This window comes from Streptomyces sp. NPDC049887 (assembly GCF_040656535.1).
Taxonomy (GTDB): domain Bacteria; phylum Actinomycetota; class Actinomycetes; order Streptomycetales; family Streptomycetaceae; genus Streptomyces.
This window is the reverse complement of record NZ_JBFAMM010000001.1, coordinates 294,827-315,223: the sequence shown is the minus strand read 5'-3', so window position 1 is coordinate 315,223 and position 20,397 is coordinate 294,827. Positions and strand designations below refer to the sequence as shown.

At 70.0% G+C, this 20,397-nt stretch carries 16 protein-coding genes, 1 tRNA gene and 2 pseudogenes; 10 read left to right on the top strand and 9 right to left on the bottom strand.

Translation table 11 applies throughout. The features are described 5' to 3' along the window. Positions 1–301 precede the first annotated feature (301 nt). The 4 genes from AB0J10_RS01355 (at position 302) to AB0J10_RS01340 (ending at position 4,093) form a co-directional block, all read left to right on the top strand. A complete protein-coding gene (locus tag AB0J10_RS01355) occupies positions 302–1,582 on the top strand; it encodes a hypothetical protein (RefSeq protein WP_363056526.1) in 1,281 nt (426 codons plus the stop codon). A 153-nt stretch (positions 1,583–1,735) separates the two neighbouring features. Beyond that, entirely contained in the window at positions 1,736–2,368 is a 633-nt protein-coding gene (locus AB0J10_RS01350) for a MarC family protein (RefSeq protein WP_363056524.1), read from the top strand. A gap of 981 nt (positions 2,369–3,349) precedes the next feature. Continuing rightward, positions 3,350–3,619, top strand: a complete 270-nt coding sequence (locus AB0J10_RS01345; protein WP_363056522.1) for a hypothetical protein — start codon at positions 3,350–3,352, stop codon at positions 3,617–3,619. 84 nt (positions 3,620–3,703) lie between these two features. Next, a complete protein-coding gene (locus tag AB0J10_RS01340) occupies positions 3,704–4,093 on the top strand; it encodes a hypothetical protein (protein WP_363056520.1) in 390 nt (129 codons plus the stop codon). A 28-nt stretch (positions 4,094–4,121) separates the two neighbouring features. Here the strand turns inward: AB0J10_RS01340 and AB0J10_RS01335 are convergent, their stop codons facing one another. After that, positions 4,122–4,664, bottom strand: coding sequence for a hypothetical protein (locus AB0J10_RS01335; protein ID WP_363056518.1), 543 nt, complete (start codon positions 4,662–4,664; stop codon positions 4,122–4,124). A 224-nt stretch (positions 4,665–4,888) separates the two neighbouring features. After that, positions 4,889–5,332, bottom strand: a pseudogene (locus AB0J10_RS01330) (RHS repeat-associated core domain-containing protein); the annotation flags it as partial. Positions 5,333–5,388: 56 nt separating this feature from the next. Here AB0J10_RS01330 and AB0J10_RS01325 point away from each other — a divergent pair. Beyond that, positions 5,389–5,628: pseudogene (locus tag AB0J10_RS01325) on the top strand (IS1380 family transposase); the annotation flags it as partial. 25 nt (positions 5,629–5,653) lie between these two features. Here the strand turns inward: AB0J10_RS01325 and AB0J10_RS01320 are convergent. The 4 genes from AB0J10_RS01320 to AB0J10_RS01305 all read right to left on the bottom strand — a co-directional run bounded on the left by AB0J10_RS01320 (position 5,654) and on the right by AB0J10_RS01305 (position 9,755). Continuing rightward, on the bottom strand, positions 5,654–6,328 hold the full coding sequence (locus AB0J10_RS01320) for an SUMF1/EgtB/PvdO family nonheme iron enzyme (RefSeq protein ID WP_363056516.1): 675 nt from the start codon (positions 6,326–6,328) through the stop codon (positions 5,654–5,656). An 837-nt stretch (positions 6,329–7,165) separates the two neighbouring features. Beyond that, entirely contained in the window at positions 7,166–8,821 is a 1,656-nt protein-coding gene (locus tag AB0J10_RS01315; RefSeq protein ID WP_363056514.1) for a tyrosine-type recombinase/integrase, read from the bottom strand. An 87-nt stretch (positions 8,822–8,908) separates the two neighbouring features. Further along, positions 8,909–8,981 (bottom strand) — tRNA-Arg (locus AB0J10_RS01310). 234 nt (positions 8,982–9,215) lie between these two features. Then, positions 9,216–9,755 (bottom strand): SAM-dependent methyltransferase, encoded by a 540-nt coding sequence (locus tag AB0J10_RS01305; protein ID WP_363056512.1) that lies wholly within the window; start codon positions 9,753–9,755, stop codon positions 9,216–9,218. Positions 9,756–9,834: 79 nt separating this feature from the next. Between AB0J10_RS01305 and AB0J10_RS01300 the strand changes: the two genes are divergently transcribed. Then, a complete protein-coding gene (locus AB0J10_RS01300) occupies positions 9,835–11,571 on the top strand; it encodes a class I adenylate-forming enzyme family protein (protein ID WP_363056510.1) in 1,737 nt (578 codons plus the stop codon). A 191-nt stretch (positions 11,572–11,762) separates the two neighbouring features. Here the strand turns inward: AB0J10_RS01300 and AB0J10_RS01295 are convergent, their stop codons facing one another. Continuing rightward, complete coding sequence (locus AB0J10_RS01295) at positions 11,763–13,031, bottom strand: M6 family metalloprotease domain-containing protein (RefSeq protein ID WP_363056508.1); 1,269 nt, start codon at positions 13,029–13,031, stop codon at positions 11,763–11,765. A 300-nt stretch (positions 13,032–13,331) separates the two neighbouring features. Here AB0J10_RS01295 and AB0J10_RS01290 point away from each other — a divergent pair, with 300 nt between their 5' ends. Together AB0J10_RS01290 and AB0J10_RS01285 are read left to right on the top strand one after the other, a co-directional pair. Further along, a complete protein-coding gene (locus AB0J10_RS01290; protein WP_363056506.1) occupies positions 13,332–13,982 on the top strand; it encodes a helix-turn-helix domain-containing protein in 651 nt (216 codons plus the stop codon). A gap of 170 nt (positions 13,983–14,152) precedes the next feature. Then, complete coding sequence (locus AB0J10_RS01285) at positions 14,153–15,703, top strand: MFS transporter (protein WP_363056504.1); 1,551 nt, start codon at positions 14,153–14,155, stop codon at positions 15,701–15,703. Positions 15,704–15,964: 261 nt separating this feature from the next. Here the strand turns inward: AB0J10_RS01285 and AB0J10_RS01280 are convergent, their stop codons facing one another. After that, positions 15,965–16,471, bottom strand: coding sequence for a MarR family transcriptional regulator (locus tag AB0J10_RS01280; protein WP_363056502.1), 507 nt, complete (start codon positions 16,469–16,471; stop codon positions 15,965–15,967). A 164-nt stretch (positions 16,472–16,635) separates the two neighbouring features. Here AB0J10_RS01280 and AB0J10_RS01275 point away from each other — a divergent pair, with 164 nt between their 5' ends. Together AB0J10_RS01275 and AB0J10_RS01270 are read left to right on the top strand one after the other, a co-directional pair. Beyond that, positions 16,636–17,391, top strand: coding sequence for a class III extradiol ring-cleavage dioxygenase (locus AB0J10_RS01275; RefSeq protein WP_363056835.1), 756 nt, complete (start codon positions 16,636–16,638; stop codon positions 17,389–17,391). A 627-nt stretch (positions 17,392–18,018) separates the two neighbouring features. Next, on the top strand, positions 18,019–19,020 hold the full coding sequence (locus AB0J10_RS01270) for a sigma-70 family RNA polymerase sigma factor (protein ID WP_363056500.1): 1,002 nt from the start codon (positions 18,019–18,021) through the stop codon (positions 19,018–19,020). A gap of 381 nt (positions 19,021–19,401) precedes the next feature. Here the strand turns inward: AB0J10_RS01270 and AB0J10_RS01265 are convergent, their stop codons facing one another. Then, a complete protein-coding gene (locus AB0J10_RS01265) occupies positions 19,402–20,364 on the bottom strand; it encodes a transcriptional regulator (protein ID WP_363056498.1) in 963 nt (320 codons plus the stop codon). Positions 20,365–20,397 lie beyond the last annotated feature (33 nt).

Genomic DNA, 20,397 nt, shown 5'->3' with positions numbered 1-20,397 from the left:
GGCCATGTGCGCAGCAGCAAGGGCCCCGGTGTCCGGGGGCGAACGTCTTCCGCCGGTTGGTCGCACCGGATACGAACACCGTCCGTTCGTCGTACCGGTGCGACCTCGGGGCGCGGGCGCAGGGGGCTCGATCGCACCCGGACTCACGACACCTGTGCGCCATTCGATGCGTTCGGTGCCGCCTTCAACGCGTTGAGTGATCGGTGGGGTTACTGTGGCGGCCGCTGTTGTTGTGATCAACGGGCCGCCTCGCCCGCTTCCGGCTCGCGGGGCGGCCCGCCACGACCGGACAGGTGCGCCCATGCGTCTCGCATCCCCCCGCTCCCGCCTCCTCAATGCCGTCGCAGCGGCGTGCGTGCTGTCGGCGCCCCTGGCCCCCGCCGCCGCGGCGGGAACGCCCGCGGACGGCAACGACCGCCACCGTGCAGGTGAGGTCATCACGGTGACGACCACCAGGGTCGGCGCCCCGGGCAATCCCCCGGTGAGCATCGTCCCCTTCACCGATGCCGTCTACGCCGACTGCTCCGCGGCCCCCGAGACAGCGCGCGGCTGTCTCACGGTCGGCGGGGTCGACTACCCGTACGAGATCGGCAAGCTCGAGGTCACCGTCGCGCAGTGGGTGGCGTTCCTGAACACCGCCGACCCCGACGGACGCGATCCCTTCAACCTCTACGACGAGAGCGAGAGCGGCGCGACCTGGCCGAAGTACGGCCAGGTCGAGTTCCGCGAGGGCGCGCGCAGGGGCCGCCACTACGCGGTCGCCCAGCCGGAGTGGGCGGACAAGCCGTACGGCTTCGCGGACTTCCTCGACGCGGCCCGTCTCGTCAACTCCCTCGTCAACGGCCGGGTCCTGGCCAAGGAAACCCGCACCGAGGGGGCGTTCACATACGTCACCTACAAGGTGCGGCTCTCACCGCGGACCGAGCACGGGATGTACGACCTGGACCGCCCGGACACGACACGGACCGAGGACACCGGCTTCGTCGTACCGAGCCAGAACGAGTGGATCAAGGCGGCGTACTACGACCCGAACGGCGGCGGTACGAACTCGTACTGGAAGTACCCCACCAACCCGGGCGTCTTCGGCGACGGCGACGCGACCGCCCCCGGCCCCACCGTCCTCAACCCGACCACCGGCGACGTCACCAACGCCTCGACCCAGCCGCTCGCCTCGTACAACCCCTCGGGCGGCGCGGCCCCCACCTGGTGCCCGGCCCAGGTGCCGCCCTCCGACTGCGACACCGTCAATCCGCTCGGTCTGGATCCCACGACGTACACCGACCTCTACCAGGGCAGCCTCAGCTCGGTCGGCCAGGCCCGCACCACCTCCCCGTGGGGGACCTTCGACCAGGGCGGCAACGCGGTCGAGTGGACCGACACCATCACCCCGCCACCGACCGGCCAGGACTTCGGCCGCGTCTGGCGGCGACTGCACGGCGGGGTGTCGAACTCGGCTCCCTACCAGATGTGGCCCTCCGCGGTGGGACTCCAGCCGCAGGACAACTTCTTCTACCGGCACACCTATCCGTGGCTCGGCATCCGGATCGGAGTGGTCGGGGACGTGGGACCGAAGGGGCCCTGACGCCCCGACCGGGCGGGGGCACTTCGGCGAGCCGGGCGAACGGACGGGACGTCCACCGCCGTCCGGGACGGCTCCCGCGCGGTCGCCGGGCACCGGACGGAGCCGACCGCCGCCGGCACCGAGAGGCCGACACAGGACACGGGAGACGACGGCATGAGCACCCTCGAGCTGACCATTCAGGCGACCATCGCGATGGTCCTGCTGGTCGATCCGTTCATCCGAGGCGTCTTCTTCCGTGTGCTCACCGACAACGAACCGGAGCGGCGGCGGGAGTACGTCGGCCGCATCATGGTGGTCATCGCGATCACCCTGGGCGGCGCGGCCCTTATCGGCAAGCCGGTGCTCGACGGGGTCGGCATCGATCTGTCAGCGTTCGGCTTCGCCGGTGGTCTGGTGCTCCTGCTGATGGGGTTCGAGATGCTCTTCGGCGGCGAGCCGACCCGGGCACAAGGGGGTGCCGCGGCGCACGAGGAGCCGGCGCCGCGATCGGCCGAGGACTCGATCGTGGTGCCCTACGCCATCCCCTTCATGGCCGGCCCCGGGGCCATCACCACGGTCATCGGCATCGCCTCGACGGGGCGGGGCTGGTCGGGCACGGTCGCCGCGCTCATCGCCGTCGCCATCACCGTGGCCCTGATCCCGGTGGGGCACCTGCTCCTGGTCAACAAGTTGAGGATGTCGGCACAGACCATCGCCATCGTCACCCGGTTCGGCGGACTGATCGTCGCCACGATCGGTATCCAGCTCATGCTCAACGGGATCAGGACGTACTTCGGCCTCGGCTGAGCCCCGCGGCCCGCCGACTCGCCCGAGGCAGGCACGACCGGGGCCGCTCCCGCACGGTGTTCGCGCCCGACCCACGGCCGCTGCGGATCACCGCGCACGACACGGGCGGCCGGGTCGGCTTCGACCTCCTTCGACCGGCCCGGGATCCGTACGAAGTGGGGCCCCGGTGGGCGGCCCGTGCCATTGCGGATCGGCTGGGAGCCATGATCCCTGAGGACCGGGTGGCGCGGGGTCGCAGTGGCACGTCCGTGGCACCGCCGCGATCATGCGAAGGGGCCAGTTCGAGGAGATCGCTTCTCTGAACCGGCCCTTCGTGTTGTGCCCCCGGCAGGATTCGAACCTGCGACACCCGCTTCAGGAGTTCGATCTAGGGCCGCTCCGGCTGCTGCTGCCTACTGATGCTGCGGCCGGACGAAGACGTCGTGTGCGCCTGCGTCCGGCTCCTTTGATGCCAGCCGTGGATGTCGGGAGCCCTTTTGATCCGTAGCTCGACAGAGATCAGTCATTAGAGGTCATAGAGGCTGCTGAGAGGGCCGTGAGAGCCGGTGTTGGGCATTGACGGCTGCTGGGGTCGCCGTACTCCGCTGCTGTGGCCGGCATCGAGCAATATCCCCATTGGTAGGCGCGTACATTGGTGTGCGTGACATGGGGGTGCAGATGAGATTGCGGGCAGGCAGGGCGATGCTCGCCGTCGTGCTGTGGATGGCCGTGGTCGGGTGCGGAAGCAGGGGGACTCCTGTCCTCTCATCTGCGGAGCTGCAGAGTCGGTGGTGGTCATGGGCAACCGCCGGACCTGACGAAACCGATCCCATCGCAGACCAGAATGGGAGCTCATGTGCTCGGTACCAACCGGACGACGTGTGGTTCCTTGCCGGCACGTACGGGGGGTCGGCCGAGCGGGCCTGCGCTCTTCCCTTCGGGCGGCCGCTCGCCTTCCCTGTCGTGAACGCGTGGGGTACTTCTCAGGAATGCGCGGACTTCATGGCAAGCGCCAACGGGTGGGCCGTCCTGAACGGCAAGCGGCTGGATCCGGAGATCTATCGGGGAGAGCCAATTCAGATAAGCCCTCTCGCGGGCCGTCACGTCATAGGCGTGGGCGGTAGCCGCAAGACCACCGGGTGCGGATTGTGGATCCAGTTGCCGCCTCTGGAGCCGGGCGCACACGTCCTGATGATTCGTGGTGTGTCTGGCAGCTCCCGGGTCAGTGTCGACTATGAGCTGACCGTCGATGCGGGGCGGAACAGCCTGTGAAGATTCATGTCAGCGAGGGCGGCCCCGGCGCGGCAGGCGTTGGCGGCGGCTTGACCGGTAGGGGCGCGTACCAGGCTGTGGTCGATGACCCGATCAAGGATGCCGCCGGGGCTGCCCTCGCCGACGATGGTGTACCACTCGGTGGAGAGCACCGCTTTCGGGCGGCGGCGGAAGGCGGGTGAGCAGTCGCAGCACGGCCCCTCGCTCAACTTCGGTGTGGTGGGCCAGTACGGCGGCCGTTTCTGTTCCAGCCAGGGGGTGACGTCGAGGTTGGAACGGCGGGTACGCGAGGTGATACTGCGGACCAAGACGGGCCGGGTGGTGACCCGGGCGTGGATGGACCTCGCGACGGCGGCGATGGCACTGCCTGCCGGAGTGATCCTGGACGGCGAGGCCGTCGTCTACCGCCACGGACAACTCGACTTCTCCGCCGTACGCCAGCGGGCCTCCGCGCAGCCCGCACAGCCGCCATGATCCAGTCGGCACCCGCTTCCTCAAAGCATCACACGCCGTCCTCCAGCATCGCCCTGTGGTGCCCCCCGGACGAGCACTCCCACTGCGTGGTGCCGTCCGTCAGTACCGGGTGGTAGCCGAGGTGGTGCGTGGGGCATTCCGGCCAGACTGTCCAGTAGCGCGCCATCACGTAGTCCTGCACCGCCTCGGCGGTGTCGCGGACGATGTCCGCCCGGTGGATGCCCTGGATGCTGATGTTGCCGACCTGGGTCAGACCGGTCGGTTCCAGGTCGTCCGGCGGGGAGGACGACATCGTCTCCTCGATGTCGAGGCCGGTTTCCCGGTGTGCCTGGGCGATGAAGTAGCGCATGTAGTGCTCGGCCAGTTCGATCCTGCGCTGCTGTACCAGGGGCGCGATGAGCTCCGATGGGGCTTCGCCGTTGTCGGCGAAGGTCCGCCACAGGAAGGCCAGGAAGTCGTTGGACGCGTCGATCTCGCCGGGCCCGAGCCACAGGTCCTCGCACAGGCTGCGGGCCCAGGCGAGGAAAGCGGGGGGCAGGGCGTCGGGGCCGTCGGCGGGCGTGGCGGGCATGGGCCGAGCTCCTCGGTGGGGTGTGTACAAGCCCTGGACGGGCTCCTCGATAGGGGTGCTACGGCCCGGGGGCCGGCCGTCCACATGGCGACGGCCGGCCCCCGGGTGGAGCGAGATGGTGCTAGCGGTGGTAGCGGCCACCGCCGGAGAAGGTCTGTCCGGCGCTCCAGGCGTAACTGCGGCCGCCCAGGGTCGCGGCCCCCGCCCAGGTGACGATCACCTTGTCACCCGGGTCCAGGACGCAGTTCCAGATGCTGCACCTGAACCAGCCGCGCCCCTTGTCCTTGTTGTTGCTGTACCAGTATCCGTGGAACTTGTACTTGCCGTTCTCGCCGTGGCTGTACGTCTCCATTCTTGACGTAGAAGCCGTCGACGCTGATGGTCCACACCGCTCCGCGGTGGATGTACGCGTTGCGCCACTGCTTGCGGAAGGTCAGGTAGTGGGACAGCGCGCAGCGGTTCTTGCTGTCGCAGGAGCGGCGGATGCCGATGCACGTGTACTTGGTGCACGCGTGCTGGTCACGGTACTTGAGGCTGGTGCCGCCGAGGTCGACACCGCTGACCGGGTCGCCGCACACGTACTCGTACGCGTTGCAGCTGCCCCCGTACACCGGGTCGGCCGACAGGAAGCGGCCCAGTGACCGGTCGTAGAGGCGGACGCCCATGACGACGTCGCCGGTGACCGCCGCCGTCCCCCTCCTCGGCGTGGACGCCCGCCGTCGAAGGTTGGCCGAAGGGGATGCGGCCGATCGTCCGCAAAGGAACGTCCCCACCCCGGAGTCCGGTTGCGTCTGACCGACGCTGACGGCCTGCGACTGACTTGCTTCGCCACCAACACCACCGGAGTCCCTATCGCCGATCTGGAGCTGAGGCACCGCTCCGGCGGGCTCGCGCTGAGGACCGCATCCGGACGGCCCGCGCCACCGGCCTGCGTAACCTGCCCCTCCACGACAGCGCGCAGAACCACATCGGTTGCACACGCGCGCTGTCTAGGCGCATCCCTGACTGGTTGGCACAGGTGCAACGGGACGGACTGCAGTGAAGTCGTGGATCTCATCGCGAGTGGCGGAAAGCAACAACAGCCATTCATTGCAGCCTTGCCACGGATAGAGGTCGCCGGCACCTCCGCGCACCACGTGCGATCCCTCTCCGGTGCGGGGACGTGCGTCCACCGGCGCATCCGCGAAATGAGGGATCCACACGTCAGCGCAGATCTCGTTCGCCGACCCCATTGCCACCAACCCGAAGGCGTTCTCAGCCGCGGCAGTGCGCTCCTCGTCGGCGAAGTCGTCGAGCACCTGGTCCTCGTCCGGCCTCTCATCACCGCGGAAGGTCAGGGTGGTCGTGCCAGCCCGAGCTGCGTACTCCCACTCGGCCTCGCTGGGCAGTCGGAAGGGCAACGTAGCCAGCAAGTCGTCCAAGTCGTCCTCGAACCGGGCCGTACTCGAAGCAGAGTCAGCGAAGCTGTCTTCATATTCGGGTAGCCAATGCCGCACCTGCGCGACCGTAAGCGGATGCCGAGCGATCATGAATGGCTCGACCCGCACTTCACGCACCGGTCGGGCTTGGACGGCACCAGCGAAGAACGGTTCGAGATCGTCATCGGCACCGTCGGCTCGCTCGATGGCACGGACCGCGTCCAGTTCCGCGTCGGACAAGCCCATCCGGAACGTCCCACCAGGAACGGCACGGAAGACCACTCCGGAGGGGGTGTGCCGCCAAGCTGGTCGGCCGGCCACGATCTCTTGAGCCCACATGGTGCCGGACGCTAGCAGTCGAGCAACACAGGTGAAGGAAGCGGCTCTAGATTCCAACGCGCAGCAGCTACAGATCACGAGGTGCCGTGCCACAACCGTGCCACATCAGACGGTCAGGTACGGTCAACGAAGGCTCGCTACAGTCCACATACCTTGCCGAGTAACGACAGCGGACATGGGCTCAAGACGGCCCGTCCGCCCGAACTTACAAGGCAGGTGCCGACGACGGCCCGCGTGCCAGATCCGTGCCAGATCGAGCGGTCAATCACGGACACTCGGAGCCCGTAGCGGCGCGAACGCCCGTCGGCAGACTCGGCACCGTGGCACGCACGACAAACAGCGAGGACGTATCCACGCGCGGCGCCAGGCTTACAAGGCAGATGTCAGCGGTTCGAAACCGTCCGCGCCCACCAGTGAATACGCACCCGCAGCGAGTCGGTGCGAGGGCGTTGACGGCAGGCTCGTACTTTCCGCACCCCGGCCGACTGGACGTGGCTGGAGGCACCTGGCAGCTCACCTGGGGGTCGTGGCCTCACCCAGACGATCTGGTAGCGGCTCTGACGTATCCCCGTGCGGGCCTGCACGGCCTCACCGCGGCGCCTGTCGGCGCGGAGTGCGAACTCTACTTCGGAACTGTCCTGCTGCGGCGCAACTCATGGCCATCGTCCTGACCTGACACCAGGTAGCCGGGCCACGGCACTTCGCCCGGCCCGGCTACCCCCAACCTGGGCACGAAAAGCCCGCCTACCCTGCCCCGTCGGCCGTCTCCTGGAGTGGGCGGACAACGGCCCGGCGGCCCCGGCTGACCTCGATCAGACCGTGCTTCTTCAGCTGGGTAAAGGCGCGGTGCGCGGTGCCAACCGAGACGCCGTGGGCCTGCGCGATGTCGCCGACGGTGGGGACGTCCTCGCCGGGGAGCATGGTGCCGTCCTCGATGGCGTCCGCGAGGCCCTGGGCGATCGTCTCCCAGGGGGCGAGTTCGCGAGGCGGGGCTGCCTCCATCCTGATGGTGGGGCCGATAGACCCCACCTCCGTGTCCGGACGGGCCACGACTGGAGCCTCGCACTGACCGCACAGGGCCTCGGCTCCGTCCGCGGTGACCACGAGCATCGCCCACAACGACTCGTTGCCACATTCGCAGACCAGGCGCAGCCCATTGATGACGGTCATTACCGGTTGCTCGGCGAGCAGTCCCTCCGGCACAGGCAGCTGCTTGGCGAACGCGGTGACCGCCTGCCGGTCGGAGGTGGCCAAGAAGGCTGCGTAGTACTTCAGCGTGGTCGCGCCTCCACCGCCGTGGCCGACACGGCCGGCGACGGTTCGTACGTCGGCACCCGCGCCCAGGAGCTCAGTCACGTTGTACGCGCGCAGATCCTTCAGGCGGTGGGTATGGATCTTCAGCTTCTCGGCAAGGTGGCGGTATCGCTGGCTGACGGTCGACGGGACGAGCGGGGTGGAGCTGTCGGCTTCCCCGGAGAACACAAAGGCGTCGCGGGCGAGTTCGCCGCCGAGTGCCTTGCAGCGTTCTTCGGCACGCTCACGGTGGGCGGTCAGGACTGATCGCGTAATTACGTCGATGGCTTGCTTGCGGCTCTGGTGTGTCTTGGTTTCCTTGATCCGGCGGCCGTTATTGGAATGCTTGACGGAGAGCTCCAGCCGGTCAAGGTTGATGTGTGACCAGCGCAGTGCGCACATCTCGCCGCGGCGCGAGCCGGTGACCATCGTCATGAACAGGAACGTGCCCCAGTCCAGGTCCCGTTGCCAGGCCGTGTTGAGTACGAGGACCGCCTCTTCCGGCGTGGGCGGGTCGGGGTTCGGCTTGGGTTGGGAGGGTGGCTCGGCGAGGGCCGCGACGTTCGACGTCACGTAACCCCAGCGCAAGCCGCGGTCGAGCGCGGGCCGCAGGATGAAGTGAATCTTACGGACGGAGTTCGCGGAGAGCGGCTGACAGACGTGCTTCTGCTTCGTCGTCGGGTCTGGCTTGCCGATGCGCCGGCCATCGCACTGCTCACGGCACTTCCGCAGCCGTGAATAGAACAGCTCGAGCATCTCGGCGGTCAGCTTGCCGGCCTTCAGGTCGCCGAACGTCGGCGTGAGGTAGTTCCGGATGATGCCCTCCGCCCGCTCATACGAAGTGTCCTCGTCGAGCTCGGCGACGCCGAGCCACCGGTCGAGCAGGAACGACATGGTCACCTGCCTCTTGGGGTGACGCTTCTCGTCGACCTGGTGGAGGAGCCGAGTACGGGCCTTCTCCGCTTCGGGCTCGGTCTCGGCCTGCTCGTGGAGATAGAGGTCCTTCTTCGTGAGCGGGTCACGCCCCGCGTAGACCCGCACCTGGAAGCCGGTCCCATTGGGCCGGATGCTGCCGCGCTGACGTCGCTTGGATGTCTTGGTCGCCATGGTTCTGGAACCTATTCATGGTTAATGCCATGGCTACGACGAACAGCGCGCCTACCTCGGAGAGGTAAACGCGCTGGTCAGACACTGTGCCCCCGGCAGGATTCGAACCTGCGACACCCGCTTTAGGAGAGCGGTGCTCTATCCCCTGAGCTACGAAGGCGGAAGGCGTGGATCTCTGCGAGATCCGGCGTCTAGCCTAGCGGATTCCTGCCAGCACCCGGCAAGATTCATGTTTCGCCTGTTCAGGGTGTGCGCAGGGGCCGGATCGGGGTGGAGTGGGCCCGGGGTGCGGCCCGGTGCATTATTGGTGTGTTTCGGGTGGTATGCGACCTTTTGGTGGAAGGTCGCCGGTGCACGCTGCTCGCACGTCGCCGGCTCGGTCCCGTCCCCCGGGTCAGGCCTTCCGTCCCACCCCGCCGTACATCGCCACCTCGTCCCGCGGTGGCTCCTCGGCGGGGTCCGGGCGCCAGTGGTTGCAGGAGACGACGCCGGGGGCGAGGAGGTCCGAGCCGTCGAAGAAGCGGGTGACGTCGGCCGGGGCGCGCCGGGTGAGTTGCGGGGTGCCCTGCTCGTTCCGGAAGGCGGCCGCCGCGTCGACGTCCGGAACGGCACGGCACGCCGGGGCTGGTGATGGTGACGGTGATGGTGTGGGAGAGCACCAGGCGGCTGCCGGGCGGGAGGGCGTCCATGAGGCGCCGGACGAGGCCGTGGGGTTCTCGTCGTCACCGAAGAAGATGACGACGCCGAGCAGCACGAGCGCGACCGGCCGGCTCGGGTCCAGGGTCCTTCCCGCGTGCGCCGGGATGCCGTCGACGTTTCGCAGCTCCTCGTCGAGGTAGTCCCCGCACTCGGTCGTGGCCTTGTCCGTTACCGCAGGTGGGCGGGTATGCGAGAAGAGACGGTACGAGTCCGGGGGCTGCGGTCGGCCGCCCATGGCCCCGGCCTTGACGGCTCACGGGGCGCGGCATAGCGTCGGCCCGCGAGCTGAGCAAGCGCTTGGAGAGGGACCGTTCATGCCGTTCTCCGGAGATCCTTCGGACCGCCTCACGGCCCCGGGCGCCCCGTTCGCGGTCGAGGGCGGGGTGTACGCGTCGGGCCCGCGCACCCTGCGCGAGTTCGTCGAGGCCACGTGGGTGTTCGGGGACCGGCCGTTCCTGGTCGCGGAGAGCGGGACGTATACGTACGGGGAGTTCTTCGCAGCCGCCTCCGCGTTGGCGAACCGCCTTGTGGAGGTGCACGGACTGCGGCCCGGGGACCGCGCGGTCGTCGGCATGCGCAACCACCCGGAGTGGCAGATCGCCTTCTGGGCCGCGCAGTTGGCGGGGCTGGTGGCTGTGCCGCTGAACGCCTGGTGGACCGAGGAGGAGTTCGCGTACGCGCTCGACGACTGTTCGCCCGGCGTGCTGCTCGTGGACGGTGAGCGGCTGCCGAGGGTGCGGGCGTGGGCGTCGCGCGGACAGGTCCCCGTCGTGCTCTTCCACGACGAGGGACCGGCCGGTTGCGGTGCCGGCGTGCCGGCGGGGCGGGAGGGCATCGAGCGCTACGAGGACCTGCCCGTACCGGACCCTGGCACGGCCCCGCCGGATGTGGACGTACGCCCCGAGGACGACGCCACGATCATCTACACGTCCGGGACCACGGGCCGGCCCAAGGGGGCCGTCGCCACCCAGCTCGCCCAGGCGGGCGCGGCGATGAACCCGCGCTACACGGCCGCCGCCTCGGCTCTCGCCAGGGGAGTCGTTCCCGGACGGGGCCCGGCGCCCGTCACTCTCATGACCTTCCCGTTCTTCCATGTGGCCGCGTTCACCACGGTCTTCTCGGTGATGGCCGTCGGCGGCACGCTCGTCCTCATGCGCAAGTGGGACGCCGAGCGGGCGGTGGCGCTGATCGAGCGGCACGGGGTCACGCACTACTCGGGTGTGCCGACGACCGCACTCCAGCTACTGGACGCCGTCGAGCGGAACGGGAGCGGGCTGCCGAGCCTCACCCACCTCAACACCGGGGGTGCCGCGCCCCCGCCCGGTCTGGTCGCGCGGCTCACCGCGTACTTCGGTGAGCGGGTGGAGCCCCGCAACGGCTACGGCCTGACCGAGACCTGCGGGGGTGTGACGGCCAACTTCGGTGCCTCCTACCGGGAGTTTCCGGACAGCGTGGGCCGGCCGACCCCGGCCACCGAGGTGCGGGTCGCCGGACCGGACGGCCGACCACTGCCGGAGGGGGTGGTCGGCGAGCTGTGGCTTCGCGGCCAGTCCCTGGTCCGGGGCTACTGGCGGGACGAGAACGCCACGGCCGGGGCTTTCACGGCGGACGGCTGGTTCATGACCGGAGACCTCGCGACTCTTCGGGACGGCCGGGTCTCGATCGTCGACCGGCTGAAGGACATGGTCGTCCGCGGCGGTGAGAACGTCTACTGCGTGGAGGTCGAGGCCGCTTTGCACGAGCACCCGGCGGTCGTGGACGCCGCCGTGCTGGGCGTTCCGCATCCCGTCCTGGGCGAGGAGGTGGCGGCCGTCGTCCAGCCGGCGCCCGGGGTTGCCGTCACGGCCGACGAGCTCCGGACGCATGTAGGGCGGACGCTCGCCGCGTTCAAGGTCCCGGCGCACGTCCTCGTACGGGAGGAACCGCTGCCCCGCAACCCCACGGGGAAGATCCTCAAACGGGAGTTGCGCGAGCCGCTGGCGCGGCAGGTCGCCGGCGGGAACCACGGGCGGCGGGCTCACGCCGACGGACGGGGCGCGGCGGGGGGTTGAGGCGCCCGTACCCGTCCGTGCGCGGCGCGGAGGTGGTACGCGTGAGGTGAGGACGGCGTCCGCGCCCTCGTGGGGTTGCCGGGGGTGGTCCCGTCCGCGTGATGCCAACGGTCCCGTGCGGCGCTGTCGCGGGACCGTCGGGGTGCGACCGCCTGCCCGCTGTCGTCGGGTCGCCGAGCGGTCGTGTCCGGTCAGGAGCGGGTGATCCGCACCCGGTAGGTCCCGTTCGCGTTCTCCGAGAGGACCGTGATCCGGAGCCTGTTCCTCTCGTCGGTGAATGTCTCGCCCGGCCGGTACGGGGCGTCCGACAGCTCCGCGTGCACATTGGGCCGACGGGTGCAGCCTCCGCTGTCCGTGTCGCTGTCGGCGACGGTGACGGGCCCCTGGCCCGTGTCGACGTCCGTCTTGACGTGGTAGACGAGGACGCCCGGTTTGCAGACGGCCTCGTCGTTGCCGGCCCGGGTGCGGACCTCCAAGGCGTACCCGGACTCCGAGTCCAGGGGGACGACGACCAGCTTTCGGCCGCCCTTGAGGGCGAGCGGGGTGAGGTCGTACTCGCTGCTGCCGGTGGCGGCGGCGCACTGGATCTGGTCGTTGTCCAGCCAGCCCAGTTTCCACTTGTGCCAGCCGAGGAGATCGTTGTTCGCGCCCCAGTCCTCGGACATGATGTCCCAGTGGCCGACCGCGCCGCCGCCCTCCGCCGTGTAGAGGTCGGGCAGGCCGAAGACATGGCCGTTCTCGTGCGGCAGCACCCGGAATCCCGTATCGGAGTAGCTGCCCGAGCCGTCGTCCTGGCGGCTGTAGACGAAGCTCGTGTTCGCGAGCGGCACCCCGTCCGCGTACGGCGCCTCGTGGTTCCCCGAGAACGTCACCGACAGCACGGTGTCCAGTGCCGACGGCCCCGCGTTGGGCGTGACCAGCACGTTGACGAGGTCGTACGAGCTGAAGTCCACCTTGTGGTCGGTGGCGGTCACGATGTCCTGTACGAGTTGGCGGTAGCCCGGCTCGTACGGCGAACCGCGGTCGATCCCGTACGCGCTGAACGCCATGGGCATCCGCAGCCAGCCGGGCAGCGGCGTCTCCGGGCGGTAGTCGAGCCTTCCGTAGGAGCTGGTGGCGAACCACTGCTCGGTCTGCGGGAAGAACTCCGCGAACCGGTCCAGCGCGGAGCCCGCCCCCTCGGCGTCCGGGAAGTCGATCATCAGGTTCAGGGCGCGGATCTCGCCCGTGGAGCGCACGTAGCCGGACGGGGTCGGGACGCCCTCGGACATCTGGACGCCGGTCGTGGAGGTGAGGCGGCACGGTTCGAGCGCCGATTCCTCCGCCGTGGCGATGGGGCCGGCCGTGGTCCGAGACCCGCCGTGGAGCATCGAGCTCGCCGAGGTGAGGCCGGCGAGTGTGATGACGGCAAGGGCGCCGAGCGTGCCGGGTCTGCGTATCCGTCGGCGGGTCTGCTGCATGCGGTCGTCCGCCTTCGGCTCGGCGGCAGCCGGCCGGGCCCGGGCTGCGCTCGTGCGTTCAGCCTGTTCGGAGGTGTGGCGGGGCGCGCGCCGGGAGGGCCGATCGTGGGACACGCCGGAACGGTGATGTGATTCACGTCACGCCAGTTGGTGTGGCGGCCGGGAAATAACCGGGGATCCCTTCCCCGTTTGCCTTCATGTCCGCAGGAACCGGGGATCTCTTCCCCGGTTGTGCGCGGACGCCGGACGCGGCCGCAGCCAGGAGCCGTGTCACCCAGTCGATCGAGAGGACGTGGAGCCGTGAGCCCCGCCACCGACACCGCGGCGCGGCGCGCCACCCGGCCGCGGGCGGACGCCCTGCGTAACCGGGAGCGGATCGTGACGGCGGCCCGGGAGATGTTCGTCGAGTTCGGCCCCGAGGTGCCCTTCGACGAGATCGCCCGACGCGCCGGGGTCGGCAACGCGACCCTGTACCGGAACTTCCCGGACCGTCCCTCCCTCGTCCACGAGGTCGTCCTGTCCGTCCTCCGCCGCACCGCCGAGCGCGCCGAGGAGGCGGCCGCGGAGGAGGGCGATCCCTTCGCCGGGCTCAGCCGCTTCACCCACGCGGCGGCGGACGAACGGGTGGCGGCCCTCTGCCCGCTGCTCAGCGGCGACTTCGACAGGGACCATCCCGACCTGGTCGCCCAGCGCGACCGGCTCGAAGGGGCCGTCCAGGCGCTCGTGGACCGCGCTCACCAGGCGCGCCGACTGCGCGCCGATGTCGCCGTGGGGGACCTGATGGTCATGCTCTCCCAACTCACCCGGCCGCTCCCCGGCACCGCCTGCCTGGACATCGACCGGTTCACCCACCGCCATCTGCAGCTGTTCCTGGACGGGCTCGAAGCGCCGGCGCGCTCCGAACTGCCGGGTTCCGCCGTGACCCTGGAGGACCTGAGGCGCTCGCGGTGAAACACCTGACCTCGTGACCGTACGGCCGTACGGATACGGCCGGCCGGTCACGCGGCCCTTCGCGGCCCGATCGGCGTCGACTCCCCCCGTCCTTTCCACTCGTCTCCGTTCCTCCTCCTTCTCTGTCCGTCGTTCTTCTCTCCGCTCCGCACACCTAGGTGGCTACCTCCATGTCGAAATCCGCCGACACAGCTCTTTCCGAAGGCTCCGACGGCTCCGCCGGCCTCGATCCGAGCCGCTGGAGAGCGCTCGTCTTCATCGCGCTCGCCCAGCTGATGGTTGTGCTCGACGCGACGATCGTGAACATCGCTCTGCCCTCCGCCCAGCAGGATCTGGGCATCTCCGACGGCAACCGGCAGTGGGTCATCACCGCCTACGCCCTGGCCTTCGGCGGACTGCTGCTCTTCGGCGGCCGCATAGCCGACCTGTGGGGGCGCAAGCGCACCTTCGTCGTCGGCCTGGTGGGCTTCGCCGCAGCGTCCGCGCTCGGTGGCGCGGCGAGCGGTGAGGCCATGCTGCTGGGATCGCGAGCCCTGCAGGGTGCCTTCGGCGCGCTGCTCGCACCCGCGGCCCTGTCGCTGCTCGCCGTGATGTTCACCGACGCCAAGGAGCGGGCCAAGGCGTTCGGTGTCTACGGTGCGATTGCCGGCGGCGGTGGCGCGGTCGGCCTCATCCTCGGCGGCTTCCTCACCGAGTACCTGGACTGGCGCTGGACCTTCTACGTCAACATCCCCTTCGCCGTGGTCGCCGCCGTGGGTGCCTGGCTCGTCATCCGCGAGCCGGCAGGCGGACGCAACCGTTCGCCGCTCGACGTCCCCGGTGTCCTCCTGTCCACCCTCGGCCTGGTGGCCCTGGTCTACGGATTCACCCGCGCCGAGTCGCACGGCTGGACCGACGCGACGACCCTCGGACTGTTCGTCGCCTCCGCCGTGCTGCTCGCGGCCTTCGTCGCGGTCGAGGCCCGGGTGGCGTCACCGCTGCTGCCGCTGCGCGTACTGACCGAGCGCAACCGCGGTGGCGTCTACCTGTCGTTGGGGCTGGCCGTCATCGCGATGTTCGGCCTGTTCCTCTTCCTGACCTACTACCTGCAGATCGTGAAGGGCTACTCGCCGGTGCGGACCGGGTTCGCCTTCCTGCCGATGATCGCCGGCATGATCACTGGCTCCACGCAGATCGGCGCCCGGCTGATGACCCGGGTGCCGCCCAGGCTGCTCATGGGCCCCGGCTTCCTGGTCGCCGCGACGGGCATGCTCCTGCTGACCCAGCTGGAGGTCGGTTCCTCCTACGCCGGCCTCATCCTCCCCGCCCAGCTGCTGCTCGGACTCGGCATGGGTACGGCCTTCATGCCGGCGATGTCGCTGTCGACGTACGGCGTCGAGGCGCGGGACGCCGGTGTCGCCTCCGCGATGGTGAACACCTCGCAGCAGGTCGGCGGAGCGATCGGTACGGCCCTGCTCAACACCGTCGCCGCCTCCGCGACCACCTCGTACCTCGCCGCGCACGCGGCCGGTGCGACGGGGGCCGAGGCGCAGCGACTCCTCCAGCTGGACGGCATGGTGCACGGCTACGCGAGCGCCATCTGGTGGGCGGTCGGCATCCTGGCGGCGTCGGCCGTCATCGCCTTCACGCTGATCAACTCCGGGCGGCCCGGCGCCACGACCGTCACGTCCTCCGCCGCCGCTTCCGAGGACGAGGTGAGGGTCCCGGTCGTCGCGCACTGACGCCGTACGGGACGAGCCGGTGGTGAAAGCAGTGGGCGGCAAGAGCGAGCAGCGACAGGAGAGGAAGCGGTAACAGAGGGTCCTCGTCGGTGCGAACGGCACCGACGAGGACCCGCTCAAGCCAGGGTCGGGTCCAGGCCGCTCGCACCCCGGCCGGTGCGGCCGCACCGGCCCGCCCGGCCCCGGTGACGCGGCGGCCGGTGTCCGGGACGGCGGGGAAGTCGGGAGATCGGGGTGATCAGCGCGGCCGTGCGGTGGCGGTCAGCGCAGCCAGGGCAGGTCGGCGTCGGTGCCGTCAGGCTGGAGGCTCTCCGCCATGATCCGGGTGATCTCGCCCAGTTGGCGCACCTGCTCGGCACTCAGCCGGTCGAAGACCGCCTGCCGTACGGCCGTGACATGGCCAGGTGCGGCCTTCTCCAGCACCTCGAAGCCCTGGTCCGTCAGGCAGGCGTTCTGGCCGCGCCGGTCGTTGGGGCAGTCCTCACGCCGCACCCAGCCGTTCTTCTCCAGCCGGGCGATCGCATGGGAGAGCCGGGATCGGGTGATCTTGGCGTGCTTGGCGAGTTCGGTCATGCGCAGGCGGCGGCGCGGAGCCTCGGCGAGTTGGACGAGCAGGCCGTAGTAGACGTGCGGCATGCCCGCGTCCCGCTGGAGCTGCCGGTCGAGACTGTCCTCGAGGAGCGTGGTGGCGTGCAGGTACGAGCGCCACACGTGCTGCTCCTCGGCAGTCAGCCAGCGGGGTTCGTCCGAGTTCGGTGCCGTGGTCATGCGTCCATCCTACGAATGATTCTTGAAGATTGAACTAGATGGGGGTTATGCTGCTTCCCAGGTAACTTGAAGATTCAAGTTTGTGGCACTCGGGCCTGGGAGGCTCTCGCGTGAACGCTGCTGATGGGCCCCGCATCACCGGCCCCGCGACTCCGGCGGAGCGGATGCCCACCCTCTATCTCTCGCACGGTGCCCCGCCCCTCGCCGACGACCCGGTGTGGCCCGGTGAACTCGCGGCCTGGTCGGCGTCACTGCCCAGGCCCACGGCAATCCTTGTGATCTCCGCCCACTGGGAGGAGGCCCCCCTGGCGATCGGCGCGACGCGCAGCGTGCCGCTCGTGTACGACTTCCGGGGTTTCCCCGAGCGCTACTACCGGGTGCGGTACGAGGCGCCCGGCGCCCCGGGACTCGCCGACTCCGTGCGCCGACTGCTGCGCACCCCCGGGACTCCCGTGCAGGACATCCCGGACCGCGGCCTCGACCACGGGGGGTACGTCCCGCTCGTCGAGATGTTCCCCCGAGCCGACGTGCCCGTGCTCCAGATCTCCATGCCGACGCTCGATCCGCGGCGTCTCCTCGAAGTCGGGCGCCGGCTGTCCCCGCTGCGCGACGAGGGTGTCCTGATCGTCGGCAGCGGGTTCTTCACCCACAATCTCGCGGCGCTGCGGCACAGGGGAGTGCCCGGCTGGTCGGCGGAGTTCGACGACTGGGGGCGGCGGTCGCTGGCCTCCGGGGACGTGGACGCCCTGCTGGACTTCGAGCGCAAGGCGCCGGCGGGGAGGCTCGCCCATCCGCGTACGGAGCACTTCGCGCCGCTGTTCGTGGCGATGGGGGCCTCGGGGGGCGATCCTTCGAGCGGCCGCAGTGTCATCGACGGGTTCTGGAGGGGGCTGGCGAAGCGCTCCATCCAGTTCGGCTGAGCCGAACGGCCGTCGATGCGCGGCGGCCGGGGCGGGGTCCCGGAAGTGGCGGCGACTCGGGCCGTGGACGCGGTCGGGCCGCACGGGGGGACGGCCGAGGGGCCGCCGGCGTAGGTGGAGGGAAGCCTGGCGGTCGTCCGTCCGGAGCGGACGGCGGGTGTCCGGGGTCGCCCGGGGCCGCCCGTGATTTCTGCGAACCGGGCGTCCTCGCGGGGTGGCCTGCCTCGTGGCCGATGGGGTCGGGGCGGTCGCGTCGCGGGACCGATGGGGTCACGGTGGCCGCGTCACGCGGCCGACCGGATCACGCTGTCACGGGCCCGCGCCCGGGGGATCGGCCGAGTGGCGGAATGATCCGTGCCTTCTGGGTATACGGAGCAACCAGGAGTGCGGCCCGCGTCGTCCTGACGGGTGGGGGACGCGATGGCCGGAGGAGCCTCCTGACCTGCGCTTGCAAGACGCGCGTCGCGGGGGCCGGCTGCGCGGATCCGCACCGGGGCGGGGGCAGGGTACTGCAAGATCACAAAAATCTATGCACCCGTGGGAATTCTGTCCGGATTCCAGTCGTTGTTTCCGTCGGATGCAGGGCACCCGGAAGGGTGTCGCGACCTACTCAGCAAGGGAGCACGCATGGCAACCCGTGCCGTCGCCCGTCGTAAGTCCGCCAAGGGGACCGGGGCCGATGGAGCAGACAGCGTTCGTTCCACGAGCGGGGAGATCGCCGACCGCGATCTGGTCGGAATGTACCTCGACGAGATCGCTCGTACGCCGCTGCTGGATGCCGCCAAGGAGGTCGAGCTCTCCCAGACGATCGAGGCGGGCGTCTACGCCCGGCAGATCCTCGAAGGCGAGGTGGAGAGCGACGCGGCCGGTGCCACACGCGAGGAGCTCGAGGCGCTGGTCGCCGCGAGCGAGCACGCGAAGGACGTCTTCATCAAGTCCAACCTCCGCCTGGTGGTGGCCGTCGCGCGGCGCTATCCGCGCAGTGGTCTGCCGCTGCTCGACCTGATCCAGGAGGGCAACGCCGGCCTGGTCCGCGCGGTCGAGAAGTTCGACTACACCAAGGGCTTCAAGTTCTCCACGTACGCCACGTGGTGGATCCGACAGGCCATCACCCGCTCGATCGCCGACCAGTCCCGTACGATCCGGCTTCCCGTCCACCTGGTCGAGGAGCTGGGCCGGATCCGGCGAGTGCAGCGCGAGTTCAACCGGGAGCACGGCCGCGAGCCCGAGCCGGCCGAGGTGGCCAAGGAGCTGGGCTCCACTCCGGAGCGGGTCACGGACGTACTCGACTGGGCCCGCGACCCGGTCTCGCTCAACATGTCCGTGGACGACGAAGGCGAGACCCAGTTCGGCGATCTGCTGGAGGACACCTCCGCGGTCTCCCCGGAGCAGTCCGTGCTGACGCTGCTGCGCAGCGAGGAGCTCGACGATCTCATCGACCGGCTCGACCACCGCACCGCATCGATCATCCGGATGCGGTACGGCATCGAGGACGGCCGTGAGCGCACGCTGACCGAGGTCGGCAAGGAGCACGGCCTCACGCGTGAGCGCATCCGGCAGATCGAGAAGCACGCGCTGCTGGAGCTGAAGCGGATGGCCCGTAGCACGGGCTTCGACGAAGCGGCATGACGCCGACGGGGCCCGCGCCCCAGCCGCGTCCCCTGAACGACCCCGGCACCCTTCCCCCCCGGTGCCGGGGTCTTCCGCTGTCCGGGCCCGGCCGGTGGACCGCGGCCTGCTCGGTGGACGGCACCACCGCCCCGCCGAGCGCGCCCCCGTACCCGGTGAATTCGCGCACCGCGCACCGCGCACCGTGGACGGCGCTTCTGGGCTCCGCGTGCCCCGCGGCTCGGTGTCCTGCGGCTCGGTGCCCCGCTGCTCCGCGACGCCAGGCCCACGCGCGCCGCTACTCCTCGACTCCGGCTCCCGCGCCGTTCGCCGAGCCACGACCGGTCGGCGAGCCGTGCTCGTCCGCCTCAGCTGCCCGTCTGCCTCGGTCGCTCGTCCGCTTCAACCGCCCGCCCGTGTGAGGCGCGCGCCCATCTCTCTCAGGTGCTCGGAGAGAGCCGGCGGCCCGTGGACGGTGAACTCGCAGTCGACGAGGGCGAGCCGCAGCGCGATCCACTCCAGTGAGTCCTGGGAGCGGCTGCGCAGTCGGCAGGTCTCCGGCCCCGTCGGCTCCGGTGTGCCCAGATAGCCGGGCAGCCGGGAGGAGACGCGTTCCGCCGGTGCCGCGAAACTGACGTCCAGCGACACTTCCGGCTGGTTCCGGGCCATGGAGGCGGAGAAGAACTCGGCGGCGTCGCCTCCCGTCGGCAGCTCGCGCGGGGTGAAGCGGGCGCCGGTCGGGAAAGGGTCGCGGACCCGGTCGACCCGGAACGTCCGCCAGTCCTCGCGCCCGAGGTCGTAGGCCACCAGATACCACCGCCGGCCGGTCGAGACCAGTCGGTACGGCTCGACCAGGCGTCTCGACTCCGCGCCGTCGCCGGAACGGTAGCCGAAGCGCAGCCGCTCCCGCCCGGTCACGGCCGCCGCGAGGGCGGTGAGGGTGTGCGGGTCGACCGTGGCGCCGTCGCCGCGGGTGAGCGGGATCGTCGCGTTCTGGAGGGTGGACACCCGTCGGCGCAGCCGCGCGGGCAACACCTGCTCCAACTTGGCCAGGGCCCGCACGGAAGCCTCCTCCACCCCTTCGATGGCATGGCCGGCCCCCGCCCGCAGCCCGACGGCGATCGCCACGGCCTCCTCGTCGTCGAGGACCAACGGAGGCATCGCCGTGCCCGCGACGAGCCGGTACCCGCCCACCGCGCCCTTCGTCGCCTCGACGGGATAGCCGAGTTCGCGCAGCCGGTCGATGTCCCGGCGGATGGTGCGCGGGCTGACCTGGAGTCGTTCGGCGAGTTCGCTGCCCGGCCACTCCCGCGGCGTCTGGAGCAGAGACAGCAGATTCAGCAGTCGTGCCGGCGTGTCCGTCATGAAGGCAGACTGCCAGGGATCTAGGACATGATC